15 protein-coding genes are annotated in these 18,081 nt (G+C 59.9%); 12 read left to right on the forward strand and 3 right to left on the reverse strand.

What is annotated here, in order from left to right; translation table 11 throughout:
* The first annotated feature begins 75 nt into the window (after positions 1-75).
* The gene (locus CSK29544_RS15240) at positions 76-873 is read left to right on the forward strand and encodes a PhzF family phenazine biosynthesis protein (RefSeq protein ID WP_007900151.1); all 798 of its coding nucleotides are present in this window, start codon (positions 76-78) and stop codon (positions 871-873) included.
* Positions 874-908: 35 nt separating this feature from the next.
* On the opposite strand, the gene CSK29544_RS15245 is transcribed toward CSK29544_RS15240, so the two are convergent.
* Positions 909-1,853: an L-lactate dehydrogenase gene (locus tag CSK29544_RS15245; RefSeq protein ID WP_007900154.1), complete on the reverse strand. Its 945-nt coding sequence runs from the start codon at positions 1,851-1,853 to the stop codon at positions 909-911.
* Between the two features lie 169 nt (positions 1,854-2,022).
* On the opposite strand from CSK29544_RS15245, the gene CSK29544_RS15250 reads away from it, so the two are divergent.
* Complete coding sequence (locus tag CSK29544_RS15250; protein ID WP_007900160.1) at positions 2,023-2,496, forward strand: GNAT family N-acetyltransferase; 474 nt, start codon at positions 2,023-2,025, stop codon at positions 2,494-2,496.
* On the opposite strand, the gene ptrR is transcribed toward CSK29544_RS15250, so the two are convergent.
* Entirely contained in the window at positions 2,456-3,328 is an 873-nt protein-coding gene (gene ptrR, locus CSK29544_RS15255) for a putrescine utilization regulator PtrR (protein WP_007900163.1), read from the reverse strand. The two genes, CSK29544_RS15250 and ptrR, sit on opposite strands and share 41 nt — an antisense overlap.
* Before the next feature lie 142 nt (positions 3,329-3,470).
* Between ptrR and sad the strand changes: the two genes are divergently transcribed.
* The 10 genes from sad to CSK29544_RS15310 all read left to right on the forward strand — a co-directional run bounded on the left by sad (position 3,471) and on the right by CSK29544_RS15310 (position 16,305).
* On the forward strand, positions 3,471-4,859 hold the full coding sequence (gene sad / locus CSK29544_RS15260; protein ID WP_007900166.1) for a succinate-semialdehyde dehydrogenase: 1,389 nt from the start codon (positions 3,471-3,473) through the stop codon (positions 4,857-4,859).
* A 259-nt stretch (positions 4,860-5,118) separates the two neighbouring features.
* A complete protein-coding gene (locus tag CSK29544_RS15270) occupies positions 5,119-6,708 on the forward strand; it encodes a Tar ligand binding domain-containing protein (protein WP_007867880.1) in 1,590 nt (529 codons plus the stop codon).
* A gap of 51 nt (positions 6,709-6,759) precedes the next feature.
* A complete protein-coding gene (gene glsB / locus CSK29544_RS15275; RefSeq protein WP_007867877.1) occupies positions 6,760-7,686 on the forward strand; it encodes a glutaminase B in 927 nt (308 codons plus the stop codon).
* Between the two features lie 9 nt (positions 7,687-7,695).
* The gene (locus CSK29544_RS15280) at positions 7,696-8,043 is read left to right on the forward strand and encodes a DUF4186 domain-containing protein (protein WP_007900169.1); all 348 of its coding nucleotides are present in this window, start codon (positions 7,696-7,698) and stop codon (positions 8,041-8,043) included.
* Between the two features lie 128 nt (positions 8,044-8,171).
* Positions 8,172-9,614 carry a GGDEF domain-containing protein gene (locus tag CSK29544_RS15285; protein ID WP_007900173.1) on the forward strand — a complete coding sequence of 481 codons (1,443 nt, stop codon included), beginning with the start codon at positions 8,172-8,174 and terminating at the stop codon, positions 9,612-9,614.
* A gap of 223 nt (positions 9,615-9,837) precedes the next feature.
* Positions 9,838-10,830 (forward strand): sensor domain-containing diguanylate cyclase, encoded by a 993-nt coding sequence (locus CSK29544_RS15290; protein ID WP_004387154.1) that lies wholly within the window; start codon positions 9,838-9,840, stop codon positions 10,828-10,830.
* 69 nt (positions 10,831-10,899) lie between these two features.
* Positions 10,900-11,871, forward strand: a complete 972-nt coding sequence (locus CSK29544_RS15295; RefSeq protein WP_007900178.1) for a sensor domain-containing diguanylate cyclase — start codon at positions 10,900-10,902, stop codon at positions 11,869-11,871.
* A gap of 87 nt (positions 11,872-11,958) precedes the next feature.
* On the forward strand, positions 11,959-12,486 hold the full coding sequence (locus CSK29544_RS15300) for a GNAT family N-acetyltransferase (RefSeq protein ID WP_029039116.1): 528 nt from the start codon (positions 11,959-11,961) through the stop codon (positions 12,484-12,486).
* A 117-nt stretch (positions 12,487-12,603) separates the two neighbouring features.
* Positions 12,604-14,055 (forward strand): tagaturonate reductase, encoded by a 1,452-nt coding sequence (locus CSK29544_RS15305; RefSeq protein ID WP_007900184.1) that lies wholly within the window; start codon positions 12,604-12,606, stop codon positions 14,053-14,055.
* A 270-nt stretch (positions 14,056-14,325) separates the two neighbouring features.
* Positions 14,326-16,305, forward strand: a complete 1,980-nt coding sequence (locus CSK29544_RS15310) for an autotransporter domain-containing esterase (RefSeq protein ID WP_007900185.1) — start codon at positions 14,326-14,328, stop codon at positions 16,303-16,305.
* Between the two features lie 64 nt (positions 16,306-16,369).
* Here the strand turns inward: CSK29544_RS15310 and CSK29544_RS15315 are convergent, their stop codons facing one another.
* Positions 16,370-18,010, reverse strand: a complete 1,641-nt coding sequence (locus CSK29544_RS15315; protein ID WP_029039115.1) for an alpha,alpha-trehalase — start codon at positions 18,008-18,010, stop codon at positions 16,370-16,372.
* Positions 18,011-18,081: the final 71 nt, after the last annotated feature.

Below are 18,081 nucleotides of genomic sequence, written 5' to 3' on the forward strand. Positions count from 1 at the left end.
AATTGCCGTCCCGGATAACAGACCGCGTGTTAGGGTGTAAAAACAGCAACGACTAAAAACAGGGCGGGGATAACAATGCAATCAGTTGATTTTTATATGGTGGACGCGTTCGCCGATAAAACCTTCAGCGGCAACGCGGCGGCGGTCTGTCCGTTAAGCGAATGGCTGCCGGATGAAACGCTGCTCCTGATGGCGCGGCAGCATAACCAGTCAGAAACCGCGTTTTTTGTGCGCACTGACGACGGCTTCGAACTGCGCTGGTTTACCACACGCTATGAAATCAACCTCTGCGGCCACGCCACGATTGCCGCCGCGCATGTGATTTTCGAGCATCTTGATTACCCGCACAGTGAAATCCGCTTCTCGACGCGCTTTGTCGGCGAGGTGACCGTCACGCGCCGCGGTGACTGGCTGACGCTGAACTTTCCGGCGTGGCAGGCGCAGCCGGTGGACGCGCCCGCGCTGCTGCTGAGCGCGCTGGGGATTGACGGCGCGGTGTCGGTGGCGGCGTATCGAGACTATCTGGTGGAGCTCCAGACTCAGGCGCAGGTAGAGGCGCTGACTCCGGATATTCACGCGTTGATACCGCTCGGCAAACAGGTTTGCGTCACCGCGCCCGGCACACCCGGCGGCCCGTATGATTTCGTCAGCCGCTTTTTCTGCCCCGGCGAGAGCGTGGCGGAAGATCCGGTGACCGGTTCCGCGCACAGTATGCTGATCCCGTTCTGGGGCGAGAAGCTTGGCAAAACGTCGATGCTGGCGCGTCAGGTCTCGGCGCGGGGCGGGGATTTACGTTGTGAATGGCAGGGCGATCGGGTGCTGATTGGCGGCCAGGCGGTGACTTATCTTATCGGCCAGGTATTGCTGCGCTGATGCTTCGGCGCCCGTAGCGGGCGCCGTTTTCATGCTCAGGGCAGACGGGCGATATTCTCTTTAATCACCGTGACCGAATGCTGAAACTTCGCCTGCTCCTCGCCTTCCAGCTGCAGTTCGATAATCTGCTGCACGCCGTTCTGGGCCAGTACCGCCGGAACGCCTATCGCCACGTTGTCGACGCCATATTCGCCGTCAAGAATGCACGATACCGCCAGCGCCCGGTGGCTGCCGGTGAAGATATTGCGGCAGATCTCCGCGATAGTGCCCGCGATGCCATATTCCGTACAGCCTTTGCGGGCGTAAATCTCAAAGCCCAGCCTGCGCACGCGCTCGGCAAGCGCTGCGGTATCCAGCGGCGTACCCGTTTTGCGCTCGTAAACCTGCGCGACCGGCGAGCCATAGACGGAAGAGTGCGACCAGACCGGGAACTGGGTGTCGCCATGTTCACCCAGAATAAAGGCGTCGATGCTTTGCGGGCCGATATCCAGCGCTTCGGCAAGCGAGCGGCGCAGGCGGGTGGTGTCGAGCCAGACGCCGGTACCAATCACCTGGTTGCGCGGCAGGCCGGAGAGCTTCCACACCTGCCAGGTGATGATATCGCACGGGTTGGTGGCGATGAGGAAAATGCCGTTAAAGCCGCCCGCCATCATCTGTGGGACTATCTGGCCGACGATGCGCGCGGTGTTGGTCAGCTCGTCAAGGCGCGTCTGGCCGGGCTTCAGCGCGCCGCCGGAAACGGTGATCACCGCGATATCGACATCCGCGCACTCCTGCGCCTGGCGGGTGGAGATTTTAATCATCCCCGGCATATACGCGGCGGCGTCGCGCAAGTCCTGGCAGTGCCCTTCGACGCGAGCGGCGTCGAGATCCACCAGAATCAGCTCCTCGCCGATATTCTGGTTGAGTAAGGCCCAGGCGGCAGCGGTGCCCACGTTGCCCGCACCGATAATCATCACTTTTCGTGCTCTGTTATTCATGGCGTCATTCCTTGTTAACCCATTTCGCCGCACAGAGTACCTGCACAACCCGGTGCCAGGAAATCCCCATTGTGTATTAAAGCGCGCATCATAAGACAATCGTCTGACCGGCGGGTTGTCGGCGGCACGCGCAACCGGTAAAGCTAATAAAAACAAACAAGGAGCCGCTATGTACCCGATAACCGCCGAAGCGCCAGGCAGCGCTGAAAGCCGGGCGCTGATTGCCGCCCTGGACGCGTACCAGAGCACGCTGTACCCGGCAGAGAGCAACCATCTGGTTGATCTCGCCGATATCCCCGAAGATGAGATGATTTTTATGGTGATCCGCCATCAGGGCGAGGCGGTGGGCTGCGGCGCGGTGATGCTGAATGCTGACGGCTCTGGAGAAATTAAGCGGGTGTATATCGATGCGCGCCACCGCGGGCAGCGGCTCGGCGAAAAACTCATGGCGGCGCTGGAAGCCGCCGCGCGCTCACGCGGCTGCCACACTCTGCAACTGGAAACCGGCATTCACCAGCATGCGGCGGTGAAGCTCTATGAGCGCTGCGGCTATACGCACACCGCACCGTTTGCGCCTTATCAGCCCGATCCGCTGAGTGTGTTTATGCGAAAGCGGGTGTCAGACACGGCAGCAGTTCTGTAAAGGCGTCGAGCTGACGGGTTTTCGCCCTGCGCCGCCAGATAAGCCAGGTATCGATATAGCGCCATTTATCGGCCAGCGGCCACGCCTGCACCTGATGGCTGCCTGGCATACTCTCCAGCATACTGCGCGGGATCATCGCCACACCGGCACCCGCCACCACGCACGCCAGCATGCCGTGGTAAGACTCCATTTCGTGGATTTTGCCCGGCATCGCCTGATCTTCTTTAAACCAGCTCTCGAAATGCCGCCGGTAAGAGCAGTTCGCGCGAAAGGCGTAGATGCTCGCGCCGTTAATCTCCTGCGCGCGCGTGACCTCAGGGTGATTCGCGTGCGCCACCAGCATCATCTCTTCCTGATAGACCGGCATACCTTCCAGATTCGGGTGCAACACCGGGCCGTCGACAAACGCCGCGCTCAGTTCGCCCGCCAGTACGCCGTCAATCATGGTGCCCGACGGGCCGGTCGCCAGATCGAACTGAATTTTCGGATAGCGCTGGTTAAAGGCGGCCAGCACAGCGGGAATGCGCACCGCCGCGGTGCTCTCAAGCGATCCGAGCGAGAAAATCCCCTGCGGCTCGTCGCCGGAGACCACCTCCCGCGCCTCCTGCACCAGCGCCAGAATGCGTTTGCTGTAGTCAAGAAAACTATGCCCGGCGGGCGCGAGCTTCAGGCGCTGGTTCTCGCGGATAAACAGATCCACGCCCAGATCTTCTTCAAGCTGGCGGATGCGGGTGGTCAGGTTAGACGGCACCCGGTGAACGCGCTGGGCGGCGGCCGTGATGCTGCCGGTTTCGGCCACGGCGTTAAACATCTCAAGCTGGGTTAAATCCATCGCATTCTCTCCGGGTGAATGGAATCGTCAATATTATTCACTTTTCAGAAATACCAGAGCAGGCCAGGCTATACCAGAGGTTTTGACATGTCTGGTGTAAAAAAGCGTCACCGATAACAATTCATAAGTGAGAGGCCCATTGATGAGCATTTCCCCTGCAACCCATGCGATTTCCGTAAACCCGGCCACCGGCGAAACCCTGGCGGCGTACCCGCTGGCAAGCGCTGAACAGGTCGAGCTGGCTATTACCCGCGTAAGCGAAGGCTTTCGCCGCTGGCGCGCCAGCCGTATTGATGAACGCGCGCAGACGCTGCGTAACATCGGCAATGCACTGCGCGCGCGCAGTGAAGAGCTGGCGCAGATGATCACCGCCGAAATGGGTAAACCGATCCTTCAGGCACGCGGCGAAGTGGCGAAATCCGCCGCGCTCTGCGACTGGTACGCCGAACATGGCCCGGCGATGCTCGCGACGGAGCCGACGCTGGTGGAAAACCAGCAGGCGGTGATTGAATACCGTCCGCTCGGGCCTGTGCTTGCCGTCATGCCGTGGAACTTCCCGCTGTGGCAGGTGATGCGCGGCGCGGTACCGATCCTGCTGGCGGGCAACACTTATCTGCTTAAGCATGCGCCGAACGTGATGGGCTGCGCGCTGCTGATTAATGAAATTTTTGAAGACGCGGGCGTGCCGGCCGGCGTGTTCGAGGTGATTAACGCCACCAACGACGGGGTGAGCCAGGCGATTAACGATCCGCGTATCGCCGCCGTTACCGTGACCGGCAGCGTACGAGCGGGTGCCGCAATCGGCGCGCAGGCGGGCGCGGCGCTGAAAAAATGCGTGCTGGAGCTGGGCGGTTCCGATCCTTTCATCGTGCTGGCGGACGCCGATCTCGACGAGGCCGTGAAAGCGGCGGTGGCGGGGCGCTACCAGAACACCGGACAGGTGTGCGCCGCCTCCAAGCGTTTTATCGTCGAAGCGAGCATCGCCGATGCCTTTACCGAAAAATTCGTGGCCGCCACGCAGCAGCTGAAAATGGGCGCGCCGACCGACGAAACCACGTTCCTGGGCCCGATGGCGCGTTTTGATCTGCGTGACGAGCTGCATGCGCAGGTGATGGCGACGCTCAGCGAAGGCGCGACGCTGCTGCTGGGTGGCGAGAAAGTTGCTGGTGCGGCGAATTTCTACGCGCCGACGGTGCTTGGCAACGTGACGCGCGAGATGACCGCGTTTCGTCAGGAGCTGTTCGGGCCGGTGGCAGCCATTAGCGTGGCGCGCGACGCCGAACAGGCGCTGGAGCTGGCGAATGAAAGCGAATTTGGCCTGTGCGCGACCGTCTGGACCGCCGATGACGCCCGCGCGGAGGATTTCGCGGCGCGTCTGGAGTGCGGCGGCGTCTTTATTAACGGCTACTGCGCGAGCGATGCCCGCGTGGCGTTTGGCGGCGTGAAGAAGAGCGGCTTTGGCCGCGAGCTGTCGCACTTTGGCCTGCATGAGTTCTGTAATATCCAGACTGTGTGGAAAAACCGCCGTTAAACGGTGCGGTGAATAAAAGCGTTATCCCGCCGGGCCGCGCAGTGGTTCAGCCTGACTGGCGGGTGCGCTTCGCTTACCCGCCCTGGGAGCTTACCCGCCCTACGGTGGCCGTGGTTCAGTTTGACCGGCGGGTGCGTTTCGCTTACCCGTCCTGGGAGTAAGGGGCCGCTCATGCGGCCCTTTGTCATATCCGTGACATGGTTCTGTCATTTTTGCTTTGTAGACTCGCGGAGGTTTTCGCTGTTTAACGAAGAAAAACATGAACCTAACTAAAATTTCCCGCGCCATCCGGCGCGTCGTGCCGCGCACTCGCTTCGGGCTGATGGCCGGTATTCTGTGTGTTATTACGCTCTTCTCCGCACTGCAAATTCTCTCCACACTGATGCTCTCATCGCTGCTTGGCGACACGCAGCAGCAGGTCCAGCACCGCGAGGCGCAGCGCCAGCAGCAGGCGGCGATGGATGACGCCCGCGTCACGCTCCTGATGGCAAGTGACTTACTGAACCGTGCAGGCATCTACTTTATGCAGGATAAAGAAACCGGCTCGGTGGGGAGCTGGAACAGCCTGATGGATGAGGCGCAGGCCGCGCTGAAACGCTCCCATGCGGCGTTTGAGCGCTACGGCAAACTTAACCCGGCGAAAGACGATCCCTTAAAGGCGAGCTATGAAAATTTTTATGGCGCGCTGAAAGAGCAGGCGGACGGCCTTGTCAGCACCAACAGCATTGACGCGTTTTTCGCGGTGCCGGTGCAGGCATTTCAGGCCGATTTCAACGACAACTTCGCCCGCTATCAAAGCGCCAACGCGCAGCGTGCGGACCGCGACAGCCGCGAGCTGCTGGGCGGTCTTGAGCAGGCGCAGCGGCTGTTTATTATGGCGCTCGGCGTGCTGCTCGCCATTGCGCTGCTGGTGTGGCGCAGTATGGCGGTGTGGGTGATCCGCCCGCTAAGAAGGCTTATCACCCATATCAACCGGCTGGCGGCAGGCGATCTTGGCACGCCGCTGCCGTCAGATACGCTGGTTAACCGCGAGATGGCGGAGCTGAGCCAGAGCATCGGCCAGATGCAGGGCGGGCTGCAACAGCTGGTTAACGAGGTACGCGAGGCGACGTCCGCGATGGTTGCCAATATCGGCGAGCTGGCGGCGGGCAACGAGCAGCTTTTCAGTCAGTCGGCACTGCAGGCGGAAGAGTTGCGAAAAGTCACCGAGCATATCGAAACGCTGGAAGCGCACGTGGAAGAGAACAGCGAATACGCCCGCGTGGCGAACGCCCGCGCCGATGAAGCGCGTGGGGTGGCCGCAGGCGGCGATGAAATGATGGTGACGGTGAACCACTCGATGCAGGATATCGTCTCGCGTTCCTCGGAGATGCGCGGGATCGTGGCGATGATCGAAAGCGTCGCGTTCCAGACCAATATTCTCGCGCTTAATGCCGCCATTGAAGCGGCGCACGCCGGAAATCACGGCCGCGGTTTCGCCGTGGTGGCAAAAGAGGTCGGGCTGCTGGCGCGTAAGAGCAGCCATTCGACGCAGACCATTCAGGAACTTATCCATCATTCGTTGCAGGGAATCGAGAAAGGCTCGCAGGCGGTATCGAAGCTTGAAGAGAATCTGGGGCGGGTGATGGCGCTGGTGAGCCATCTGACGGGGTTGCTTGGCGAAATCGCCGTGGCGACCGTCAATCAGGGCGACAGCATTCATCAGGTAACGCAGCGCATCGGCGCGCTCAACCAAGTGGCGGGCGAGACCGGGACGCTGGTGCAGCACACCACCCAGGCATCGCTGCGCCTGCGTGATGAATCGCGCAGGCTCACGGAAGCCGTCTCGCGCTTTCGTCTTTCCGCCTGAGATTGCTATACTCCCGGCCCGAACGATCGTCCTTCGCGCCGGGAGTCTCTGGTGACCCACACGCTTAATAACGAATTACTGGCTTCAATTCTCGAACAGGTGCGCCCGCTCGCCGCACAGGGCAAAGTGGCGGACTATATACCCGCGCTCGCGGATGTGCCCGCCGACCGGCTTGGCATCGCCGTCTGTACGGTCGGCGGCGAGTGTTTTGCCGCAGGCGACGCCGATGAGCGCTTCTCCATTCAGTCTATCTCCAAGGTGCTGAGCCTGGTGCTGGCGATGGGCCGTTATGACGACGACGAGATCTGGGAGCGCGTCGGGAAAGATCCCTCCGGGCAACCCTTTAACTCGCTGGTACAGCTGGAGCTGGAGCAGGGCAAACCGCGTAACCCGTTCATTAATGCGGGCGCGCTGGTGGTCTGCGATATGCTGCAAAGCCGCTTAAGCGCGCCGAAACAGCGGATGCTGGAAGTGGTGCGTAACCTCTGCGGCGCGCCGGATATCATCTATGACACCGCCGTGGCGCGCTCCGAGTTTGAACATTCGGCCCGCAATGCCGCTATCGCCTATCTGATGAAATCCTTCGGCAATTTCCACAACGACGTCATCACCGTGTTGCAGAACTATTTTCACTACTGCGCGCTGAAGATGAGCTGCGCGGAGCTGGCGCGCGCCTTTCTGTTTCTGGCGAATCAGGGAAGGGCACCGCATCTGGACACGCCGGTAATCAGCCCGGTGCAGGCGCGACAGGTTAACGCGCTGATGGCGACCAGCGGCATGTATGAAAGCTCCGGCGAATTCGCCTGGCGCGTGGGAATGCCGGGGAAATCGGGTGTCGGCGGCGGGATTATCGCCGTTGTGCCGCATGAGATGTCTATCGCGGTCTGGAGCCCGGCGCTCGATCACGCCGGAAACTCGCTCGCCGGCATCGCGGCGCTGGAAATTCTTGCCCGCGAGATTGGCCGTTCCATTTTCTGAGGAGGCGTTATGGATGCACTGTTCGCGCGCCTGAACCGTTCCGTCTTTCGCCGCCGTTTCCACCTCGGCGCGAAAGAGCGGCAGTATTGCATCGATAAAGGCCCGGAGGTGATTGACCAGCACGCCGCGGACTTTATCGCCAGACGGCTGGCACCCGCTGAGCCCGCGAATGATGGTAAGCAGACGCCGATGCGCGGGCACCCGGTGTTTATCGCCCAGCACGCCACCGCCACCTGTTGTCGCGGGTGTCTGGCGAAGTGGCATCATATCCCGGCGGGTGTGGCGCTCAGCGCCGCACAACAGGCCTATATCGTTGCCGTGATCCACCGCTGGCTGGTACAGGAGATGAACCGCTGAGCGGCGGCGCGATTTTGCGCTGACACGCGTAAACACCCGCCGATTTGTGTTTAAAACGTGTTAAGCTTATTGCCATTCCGTTATCCCGGCGCCGTCTTTCTGTCGCCCGCAGCCGTAAGCGATACACTATGTTTAACCAGGCGAAGCTGACTGGTTTTCGTGAAGAAAAAATGTTGCTCAACGCATCCCTTCTTTTTCTTCTGACCACCCTGTTTTATTTTCTGGGCGCGATGATGCGTCTGGTTGAGCCCTTGTCGCTGTTCTGGCCGCTGAATGCGGTGATGGCGGCGGTGTTTGCGCGCTATCCATTCCTGAACCGCCCTGGTTACTACGCCATCTGTTATGTGGCGATGCTCGCTTATGACGCGATGACCACCACGTGGGGCGCGGCTTCGCTGCTGATTAACTTCTCCAATATGGTGTTTATCGTGACCGTGGCGCTGCTGCTGGTGCGCGATAAACGTCGCGGGCCTGCGCTCGCCCGCCCGGTAAATGCGCTACGGCTCTTTAACTACTGCCTGGCGGCGGCGCTGCTGTGCGCCTTTTTCGGCGCGACGGGCAGCCTCGGCATTAACGCGCAGGGCTTTCTGCCGCTGTTGTGCGACTGGTTCAGCGAGCAGTTCTCGACAGGCGTGCTGCTGATGCCGTGGATTTTGACGCTTACGCGCCCGTCGTGGCCTTCGCGCATAAAACCGGAGGCGCTGTGGCCGTTTCTGGCGCTGGTGGCGTCGCTTGCGGCCTCGGTGGTCATCGGCGGCGCGGGCTGCCTGGCGTTTCCCGTCGCGGCGCTTATCTGGTGCGCGGTGCGCTATCCGCTGAACGTGACCTGTTTCTTAACGCTCTGCACCGGTGTGCTGCAAATTATTCTGGTCAGCGCCGGGATCATTGAAATCAGCTCCGCGAAGCTCTCGGTCGGCAGCCAGATGTTCTCGACGCGTCTTGGTGTCGCGACCATCGCCATCTGCCCGGCGATTGTGGCGGTGAGCGTCAGCGCCATTAACTCGCTACTGGCGCAGATCTCCCGGCGCGCCAATTATGATCATCTCACCGGCGTGTATTCACGCTCCGGGCTTTTTGAGGCGCTGGCGCGCGACGACGACAATCCGGCGCTCGCCGGTCGACCGCTGTGCGTGATGCTGATGGATCTCGACCACTTCAAAAGTATTAACGATAACTACGGGCATGAGTGCGGCGACGCGGTGCTGGCGGTGTTTGGCCAAAAACTGCGGGAGATAACGGGCGAGGCCGGGCGCGTGGCGCGAATGGGCGGTGAGGAGTTCGTGGTGGTCTGCCCGAATATAACGCTCGACCGCGCGTGTCATCTGGCCGAAACGATTCGCCAGCAGGTAGCAGGTCAACCGGTGGTGTGCGAAGGGAAAAGCGTCTCTTTTAGCGTCAGTATCGGGCTTGGCTATGACGCCGCACCGCGTGAGCGGGTGAGCGACGCGTTCACCCGGCTGATGCGTGAGGCGGACACGCTGCTGTATCAGTCCAAACGACAGGGGCGCAACCGCACGTCGGTAGATGATGAACATCAGCCCACGCTCCGCCTGGCGCAGCATCTCTCATAATGTGATGCAAACACTCAGTGACATCGTCACGTGAATAAGATATTGAACTGCCGTTTCTTTTCGGAAACGAAGTAATTGTTTCTGTCAGCGCTTTAAAGTACTTGCCGCCAGGATCCGGGGTTACTAAGATGGCGGGGTTTCGTCACCGGATACTGGTATGAAGAGCGCATCTGAGCAGCTAAACCGTCATCAGCATTCCTCCGCGCTCAGGTTCGTCAGGCGCATGTTTTTTATGCGCCAGCTGGGTACCACCCTCTGCTTTATTCCGCTGTTCGCCTTATTACTGGAACTCCACCGCCCGTTATGGACGCAGGCGCTGCTGGCCGCGAATGCGTTTCTCTGGCCGGTTGCCGCGCGTTATCGCGCGCGCCGCAGCCCTCATCCTGCGCGTACCGAACTGCAAAACCTGCTGGCTGACGCGGCGGCGGGCGGCTTCTGGATAGCGCAGACGGCGCTTTCACCCCTGACCTCGGTGACGATCGCCACCATTTTGCTTGCTGACCGGCTCGCCGCAGGCGGTTTGCCGCTGATGCGGCAGGCGGCGGGCGTCATGGCGCTCATGTTCGGGGCAACATGGATGGCGCTGGGTCTGCCGGTCACGCTGTCGGTCTCATCCCGCACGCTTTACGCCACGCTTCCGCTTATTTCCGTCTATGTGCTGGCGCTCAGTATAGTGAGCCACGCGCTCTCAGCGCGGCTGCGAGAGAAAACCCGCGAGCTGGAACGCTTCGCTAACACCGATCCGCTGCTCAATATCGCCAACCGGCGCAGGCTTGAGCATGATATCGACGCGGCGCTGCAGCGCTTTCACCAAAGCGAACAGCCTGCGGCGCTGATGTTTATCGATATTGATGATTTTAAAGCTGCGAACGATCGCTACGGGCACGAGGCAGGGGATCAGTTGCTGGTCACCTTTTCTGACATCCTGCGCGCGGCGACGCGCGGTGGCGATACCGTGGCGCGCTTCGGCGGCGACGAGTTTGTGGTGTTGTTGCCCGATACGTCATTCGGGCGCGCCTGTGCGGTGGCCGATCGCATCATGGCGCAGACCGCGCAGATGGACGTTTTCCCGAAGCCTGCGCTGCGCTGCACGCTCAGTATCGGCATCGCGCGCGCCACGGCGGAGATGCGCGAAGCGTCGCAGTGGTTAAAAGCCGCAGACGAGGCGCTTTACAGCGCCAAGCGCGAAGGTAAAAATCGTATTTACGCGCTTTGACGGCGGCGGTCTCTTTGCCTGATGCCGGATACGCTATGCTTCAATTAAACAGTGCTTACAGGTTGCGCAATGAAAACACCCGATATCCCGGTTAATGAGCAGGCGCGTCTTCAGTCCCTGCATGATTCTGGCCTGCTTGATGCGGCGCCGACAGAGCGTTTTGACCGTCTTACCCGGCTTGCGAAGCGCCTTTTTAACGCGCCGGTGGCGTTGATTAGTCTCGTCGATCAGGAGCAGCTCTGGTTCGTCTCCTGTGATGGCGCAGAGCCGAAACCCATCCCGCGCCGCGTCTCGTTCTGCGGGCATACGATTTTAAGCAACGCGCCGCTTATCATCACGGATGCACTCAGCGACGAACGGTTTTGTGATAATCCGCTGGTGAATGGTCCGCCGCATATCCGCTTCTATGCCGGTTGTCCGGTCAGGCTGCCCGACGGCGCGACCGCCGGTTCGCTGTGCATTATCGATACCGAACCCCGCGCGTTCAGCGAGGCAGACGCGCATCTGCTGCGCGATCTGGCGGCGATCGTTGAAGATGAGTTTATGGTGCTGAGCGTGGCGACGAGCGACGAACTGACCGGCCTTTTGAACCGTCGCGGTTTTACGTCACTTGCCGGTTACGCGTTCTCAACCCATAAGCGTCGCAGCGAGCCGATGTCGCTCGGGTTTATCGATCTCGACGATTTTAAAGAGATTAACGATACCTGGGGCCACGCGGCGGGCGATGAGGCGTTAAACGCGATGGCGATGCTGATGAAAAACGCCTTTCGCGACAGCGATCTGCTGGGACGGCTCGGCGGCGATGAGTTCGTCGTGCTGTTTAACGATACCGACGAAAAGGGCGCATGGATTGCGCTGCAGTATCTGGTCGAGCAGACCGACGCGTTCAATCGCGACAGCGGTAAACCGTGGCGGCTTGGCTTCTCGTGGGGCGTGGTAAAATTTGATGACGATAAACATCAGGATCTCGCCGGGCTGCTGAAAGCCGCCGATAACGAGATGTATCAGATGAAAACCACCCACAAGCACGCCGCAGGATAAGATTTTCCTCTGACCAATTGCGGCGTTTCTCCGCCATGATAAGGATTATCGGTTAACCCTTTGATAAATCCTCATGGCGGAGTGTCAATGTCTACATCCTATAGTGTTCGTCGTCTCAGCGCGGCGGAAATCCCGACCCACCTTGACTCCCTTTGTGATGTACTGACCGACTGCGTGGAAGGCGGCGCATCGGTGAGTTTTATGCTGCCGTTCAGCGCGGAGAAAGCGCGCGCTTTCTGGCTCGATGTCGCAAAAAGCGCGGCCCGTGACGAGCGCCTTGTGCTCGCGGCATTTGATGCGCAGGGGAAGGCCGTCGGCACCGTACAGCTTATTCTCAGCCAGCCGGAAAACCAGCCGCACCGCGCGGACGTCTCAAAACTGCTGGTACACCGACGCGCGCGTCGGGCCGGTATTGCACAGTCGCTGATGGAAACCCTGGAAAGCGAGGCGCGCCGGGCCGGGAAAACGGTGCTGGTGCTGGATACTTCTACGGGCAGCGATGCCGAACGTTTTTATTCGCGTCATCAATGGGAGCGGGTCGGTGTGATCCCGCATTACGCTCTGATGCCGGATGGCAGTCCCTGTGGCACCACGCTTTTTTTTAAGCAGCTATAAAATTTTTTAATAAAACGGCTCAGTTTGATCGAAACGGGGTTTCATAAACGGTGGTTCTGATAGCGTGGAGCGCAATATCCGTCAGCGGTCTGCTGTTAATCCATCAAGGAACCCATTGTGAAAACATTGAATCGTCGTGATTTTCCCGGCGCGCTCTGGCCGGAGCGCATCATCCAGTTTGGTGAAGGGAACTTCCTGCGTGCTTTTATCGACTGGCAGGTTGATCTTCTTAATGAACATACCGATCTCAACGCTGGGGTGGTCGTGGTGCGTCCTATCGCCAGCGATTTCCCGCCGTCGCTCAGCACACAGGACGGGCTTTATACGACGATTATTCGCGGGCTGAATGAGAAGGGCGAGGCGGTCAGCGAGTCACGACTCATTCGCTCGGTGAATCGTGAGATCAGCGTTTATGCGCAGTATGACGAGTTCCTGATGCTTGCGCATAATCCGGATATTCGCTTTGTGTTCTCGAATACAACCGAAGCGGGGATTAGCTATCACGCCCGGGATCAATTCGACGACGCACCTGCGGTGAGCTATCCGGCGAAACTCACGCGTCTGTTATTCGAACGATTCAGCCATTTTGACGGCGCGCAGGATAAAGGCTGGGTGATAATTCCCTGCGAGCTGATTGATTATAACGGCGAGGCGCTGCGTGAACTGGTGCTGCGCTACGCCCATGAGTGGGCGCTGCCGGCGGCCTTTACCACCTGGCTTGAGAGCGCGAATTCGTTTTGCTCGACGCTGGTTGACCGTATCGTCACGGGCTATCCGCGCGATGAAGTCGCGCAGCTGGAGGAAAGCCTCGGCTATCACGACGCGTTTCTGGATACCGCCGAACATTTCTACCTGTTTGTGATTCAGGGGCCACAGTGGCTCGCCCGCGAGCTGCGTCTCGATAAACTGCCGCTGAATGTGTTGATTGTCGATGACATTAAGCCGTATAAGGCGCGCAAAGTGGCAATTCTCAACGGCGCGCATACCGCGCTGGTGCCGGTTGCTTTCCAGGCCGGACTGAATACGGTCGGCGAGGCGATGGATGACGCGCAGATTTCTGCGTTTGTTGAGAAGGCGATTCATGAGGAAATCATCCCGGTGCTGGATCTCCCGCGCGACGAACTGGAATCTTTTGCCGCGGCGGTGGTGAGCCGTTTTCGCAACCCGTATATCAAACACCAGCTCCTTTCCATCGCCCTTAACGGCATGACCAAATTCCGCACCCGGATTCTGCCGCAGCTGCTGGCGGGGCAGGCGCAGACGGGCGCGCTGCCGCCACGGCTGACCTTCGCGCTGGCGTCGCTTATCGCGTTTTATCGCGGCGAGCGAAACGGAGAGGGCTATCCGCTTCAGGATGACGCCCACTGGCTCGCGCGCTATCAGCAGCTCTGGACGCAACGCGGCGATAACACCATTACGCTGCGTGAGCTGGTGGACGCGGTACTGTCCGATTGCGAGCACTGGGAGCAGGATCTGACAGCGGTACCGGGGCTCGCCGAGCAGGTGACGCGCGATCTCGACGACATCCTTAATCAGGGCATGCGTGAGGCGGTCGCGCCGCTGTGCTGATACGCGCATACGATTCAAAACGACCCGGCACCTGCCGGGTTTTTCATAAAGAGATGATTTTAGTTACAACATACATTTTATTTATCCAGAAAACCTTACGCTTAAGCCACAACGCTGTTTGCTTTCTGGCAGTGAACATAAAGCAAACCGTCACATTTCTCGCGCAGACTCTCAATTCCAGGTGTTAATCGGGTGGGCTGGCGCAAACGCTCTACACTCTATAACGCATGGTTTTCTTTCGATATTGACCTCTGAAACGCAGGAGCGCGTATGTCTTTTTCACTCTCTGGTCTTTCCCTGCAGGTAGGGCTGGCGCTGGGCTTAGCCTGTGGCGTTGCCGCGCCCGCCGCCGCGTGGGATAACCTCTACGTCTTTGGCGACAGCCTGAGCGATACCGGCAACAATGGCCGCTACACGTTCGACAGCAATCGTTATCCGCTGTATGACGAAATCCTCGCGCAAAAATATGGCCTGACGCTTGCGCCCTCGGATAAAGGCGGCAATAACTACGCCGCAGGCGGCGGGGTGGCGGTGCCGGCGCTTGGCACAGACAACACTCAGGAGCAGGTGCAGCGCTATCTGAGCCAGACGAATGGCCGGGCGGACCGCGACGGGCTCTATATCCACTATGTGGGCGGTAACGATTTGGGTGCCGCGGTGCTGCAACCGCTACAGGCGCAATCCATTGTGACCGGCAGCGCCACGGCGGCGGCGTCGCAGGTGCGCACGCTTTTAAACGCGGGCGCAGGCACGGTGATTGTGCCAACGGTGCCGGACGTCTCGGCAACGCCGACGTTAATTGAAACCGTTGTTCAGCTGGGAACGGCCGGTAACAGCGCCGCGCTACAGGCTGCGTTCGCGTCGCTTGGCAACGCGCAAACCCCGACACTCGCCGCGCGCGATGAGGCGATTCGCAACGCGTTTTACGCGGCGGCGGGAGAAGTGAGCCCGGTTCCGGCGCTTTCGAAGGCGCTTGGCGACGGCCTCTATGCGGCGTATCAGGCGGCCGCTGAACAGGTCTCTGCGTTAAGCCAGCTCTATAACGCGACCGAGGAGCAGGCGCTGGTCGCGAACGGCGGCGGCAATATCGTGCGTGCCGATATCAACGCCATTTTCAATGAAATCCTCGCGAATCCGGGCCAGTTCGGCATTACCAATACCGCGGGTATGGCGTGCCCGCCGGGCCTTTCCGCCGCTGATTGTACGTCGTCGAGCGCCGGGTTTAATGGCCGTCAGGCGTGGCTCTTTGCCGATCATCTGCATCCGAGCCCGCAGGTGCATCGCCTGATGGCCGAATATATCCAGTCTATACTCGCCGCTCCGGCGCAGGTGGCTCTGCTGAATAAAGCGACGGCGGCGCAGGTACAGAACAGCCGCGCCACGCTCGACAGCCGTTATCAGCAACGCCGTACTGAACAGGCGGAACAGGGCAGCGCGGGCATTTTTGGCGGCTACAGCGGCGAATATGCCCGCTACACCAAAAATGAGACCGGCGACGGCAGCGCCAACACCAACAATCTGACGATCGGCGCGGATTACCGGGTGACAGACAACTGGCTGGTCGGCGCGCTGATTGCCGGATCGCTCGACGATCAGCGCCCGACCGATAACCTGAGCTACGACGCGCGCGGTTATCAGGCGGCACTCTTTACCGCGGTCGATTTCGGGCCTGGCTGGGTCAACGCCGATGTCCACTGGCTGAAAGGCGAATACCGCAATATCCAGCGCCGCGTGGAGCTCGGGCCGTTGACGCGCGTTGAGACGGGCGAAACGGATGCCAGACTCTGGGGTGCGCGCCTGACCGCCGGGCTGGATCTGCCGGTGACCCGCGCACTCACGACCGGGCCGGTGGTGCAGTACGCGTGGGATTACAGCCACGTGGATGGGTACAGCGAAGCGGGCGACGACAGCACCGCGATGCGCTTTCGCGATCAGAACTTCCATTCGCAAATCGGCAGCATCGGCTGGCGTCTCGATGCCGATATCGGCCCGGTGAAACCGTACGCGCAGGTGGATTACAAACACCAGTTCGGTGATTCGGTCTGGCGCGGTCAGGGCGGGTTGAAGTCAACATCGCTCACTTTCAGCCGCGACGGGGCGCAAGATGATAAAAACTGGATGGATATCACCGCCGGTGCCAGCGTCGCGCTAAGCAGTAATGTGTCGGCGTTTGCGGCGCTGTCGCAAACCGCAGGGCTTAGCAGCGGCGAGCAGACGCGCTATAACATCGGCCTCAGCGCCTCGTTCTGAGTCCATTGACGCCATAAAAAAGGGCAGCCATCAGGCTGCCCTCTGTTTTTACACGGTGAACGGCTTACGGTTCGCCATACAGTGCAATCAGGCGGCGCGTAACGCCGTTAGTCCAGCCGAAGCCGTCCTGCAACGGGTATTCACCCCCGCCACCCGGGCGCGGCGAGTAGTCGGCGATATGGTACTTCTCAATGAGCTTATGGTTTTCATTGTAGAATCGTTTCACCGTACGCAACCAGTTATTGGCAATGATGTCAGCCAGCGCGTCGTCGCCATAGTTTTTCAGCCCCTGAATGGCCATCCACTGGAGCGGCGCCCAGCCGTTCGGTTTATCCCACTGCTGTTCCGTTTCCACTTCGGTGGTCAGGATACCGCCTGGGCAGAGCAGACGTTCACGCAGATTCGTCGCGATGCGATCCGCCTGCGCATAGCTGGCAAGCCCGACATACAGCGGCACCACGCAGGCGGCCGAGAACGACGCGAGCTGGCCACGACGCCAGTCGTAGTCGCGAAACGCGCCCATGTCGTTATCCCACAGGTAGCGATTAACCGCCTCGCGGCGATCGATCGCTTTTTTGCGAAACACGGTCGCGGTCGCCGGAATGCCTTTAAGCTGCGCGATATTGGCAATGGCGGTTTCCAGCTTGTAGAGAAACGCATTGAGATCCACCGGCAAAAAGTGCGTGGTGCGGATGCTCGCGAGGCGGTCCGGATCGCGCAGCCAGCGGGAGGAGTAATCCCAGCCGGAGGCCGCGCCCGCGCGCAGATCGCGATAGACCTCGCTCGCCGGACGCCCGGAGAGCTTCGCGGTTTCCACATCCTCGCGCCAGGATTCATCGCGCGGGGTGTCGCGGTCATCCCAGTAACGGTTAAGCACCGTGCCGTCGGCCATTTTCACTACATGGCGAAACGCCTGGCCTGGCTCCAGCGTGTCGGCACCGTCCATCCAGAACGCGTATTCCATCAGCAGATGATCAAGATAGCGCCGCGCGCCGCGCACGCCGTCCTCTTCAAACAGCTCCACCATCAGCGCAAACACCGGCGGCTGCGAGCGGCTCAGATAATAGGTGCGGTTGCCATTCGGAATATGCCCGTAGTTTTCAATCATCCAGGCGAAGTTATCGGCCATGCAGCGCAACATATCGTGGCGGCCACTCTCGGCAAGGCCGAGCATGGTGAAATAGGAATCCCAGTAATAGGTCTCGGTAAAGCGTCCGCCTGGCACGATATACGCCTGCGGCAGCGGCAGCAGAGAGGAGTTCTCCAGATGCTCATGCGGCTGGCGCGTCAGAATTGGCCATAAGTTGTCGATGTGCTCAGTCAGCGTCCGGTTCGGGTCCGAGACATACGGATTGGTGTTGATCACCGGAAAGTAAAAGTGCTCCTCGACAAAACGGCGCAGGTCGAAGTTCGGCAGGCGTTTGGCCTGACGGTAGTTCATCAGAATGGTCAGCGGCGACACTTTCGGCGCGCAGTCCGGGAACGTTTTACTGTCCGCAAAAATACGGGAGGCCTGAACATGCTCAAACAGCTCTAAATAGCGGTCTGCCGGCGTCAGCGCGTCGGGGGATGGCATGCCTTCGATCGATTCAGGCTGCGGCTCGACATCGCGGGTATCCGGAATAATTTCACCCGATTCAGGGTCCATACGCGCCTTCTCAGCTAATTCCTCTGTGAAAGGTAAGCGTGTTGTCTGTTGAAACATGCTAATACGTACCTCCAGAGCGGCTTTCGTTTCAGATTCTGTAAGTTTAGCAAATCGTTATCGCTCTTTAA

This window comes from Cronobacter sakazakii (assembly GCF_000982825.1).
Lineage (GTDB): Bacteria > Pseudomonadota > Gammaproteobacteria > Enterobacterales > Enterobacteriaceae > Cronobacter > Cronobacter sakazakii.

Bases quoted from the DNA above. Each gene is read 5' to 3' on its own strand.
- CSK29544_RS15250 (WP_007900160.1), top strand. From the start codon at position 2,023: ATGTACCCGATAACCGCCGAAGCGCCAGGCAGCGCTGAAAGCCGGGCG.
- CSK29544_RS15285 (WP_007900173.1), top strand. From the start codon at position 8,172: ATGTTTAACCAGGCGAAGCTGACTGGTTTTCGTGAAGAAAAAATGTTG.
- CSK29544_RS15300 (WP_029039116.1), top strand. From the start codon at position 11,959: ATGTCTACATCCTATAGTGTTCGTCGTCTCAGCGCGGCGGAAATCCCG.
- CSK29544_RS15310 (WP_007900185.1), top strand. From the start codon at position 14,326: ATGTCTTTTTCACTCTCTGGTCTTTCCCTGCAGGTAGGGCTGGCGCTG.
- CSK29544_RS15280 (WP_007900169.1), top strand. From the start codon at position 7,696: ATGGATGCACTGTTCGCGCGCCTGAACCGTTCCGTCTTTCGCCGCCGT.
- ptrR (WP_007900163.1), bottom strand. From the start codon at position 3,328: ATGGATTTAACCCAGCTTGAGATGTTTAACGCCGTGGCCGAAACCGGC.
- CSK29544_RS15295 (WP_007900178.1), top strand. From the start codon at position 10,900: ATGAAAACACCCGATATCCCGGTTAATGAGCAGGCGCGTCTTCAGTCC.
- CSK29544_RS15240 (WP_007900151.1), top strand. From the start codon at position 76: ATGCAATCAGTTGATTTTTATATGGTGGACGCGTTCGCCGATAAAACC.
- CSK29544_RS15290 (WP_004387154.1), top strand. From the start codon at position 9,838: ATGTTTTTTATGCGCCAGCTGGGTACCACCCTCTGCTTTATTCCGCTG.
- CSK29544_RS15315 (WP_029039115.1), bottom strand. From the start codon at position 18,010: ATGTTTCAACAGACAACACGCTTACCTTTCACAGAGGAATTAGCTGAG.
- sad (WP_007900166.1), top strand. From the start codon at position 3,471: ATGAGCATTTCCCCTGCAACCCATGCGATTTCCGTAAACCCGGCCACC.
- CSK29544_RS15270 (WP_007867880.1), top strand. From the start codon at position 5,119: ATGAACCTAACTAAAATTTCCCGCGCCATCCGGCGCGTCGTGCCGCGC.
- CSK29544_RS15245 (WP_007900154.1), bottom strand. From the start codon at position 1,853: ATGAATAACAGAGCACGAAAAGTGATGATTATCGGTGCGGGCAACGTG.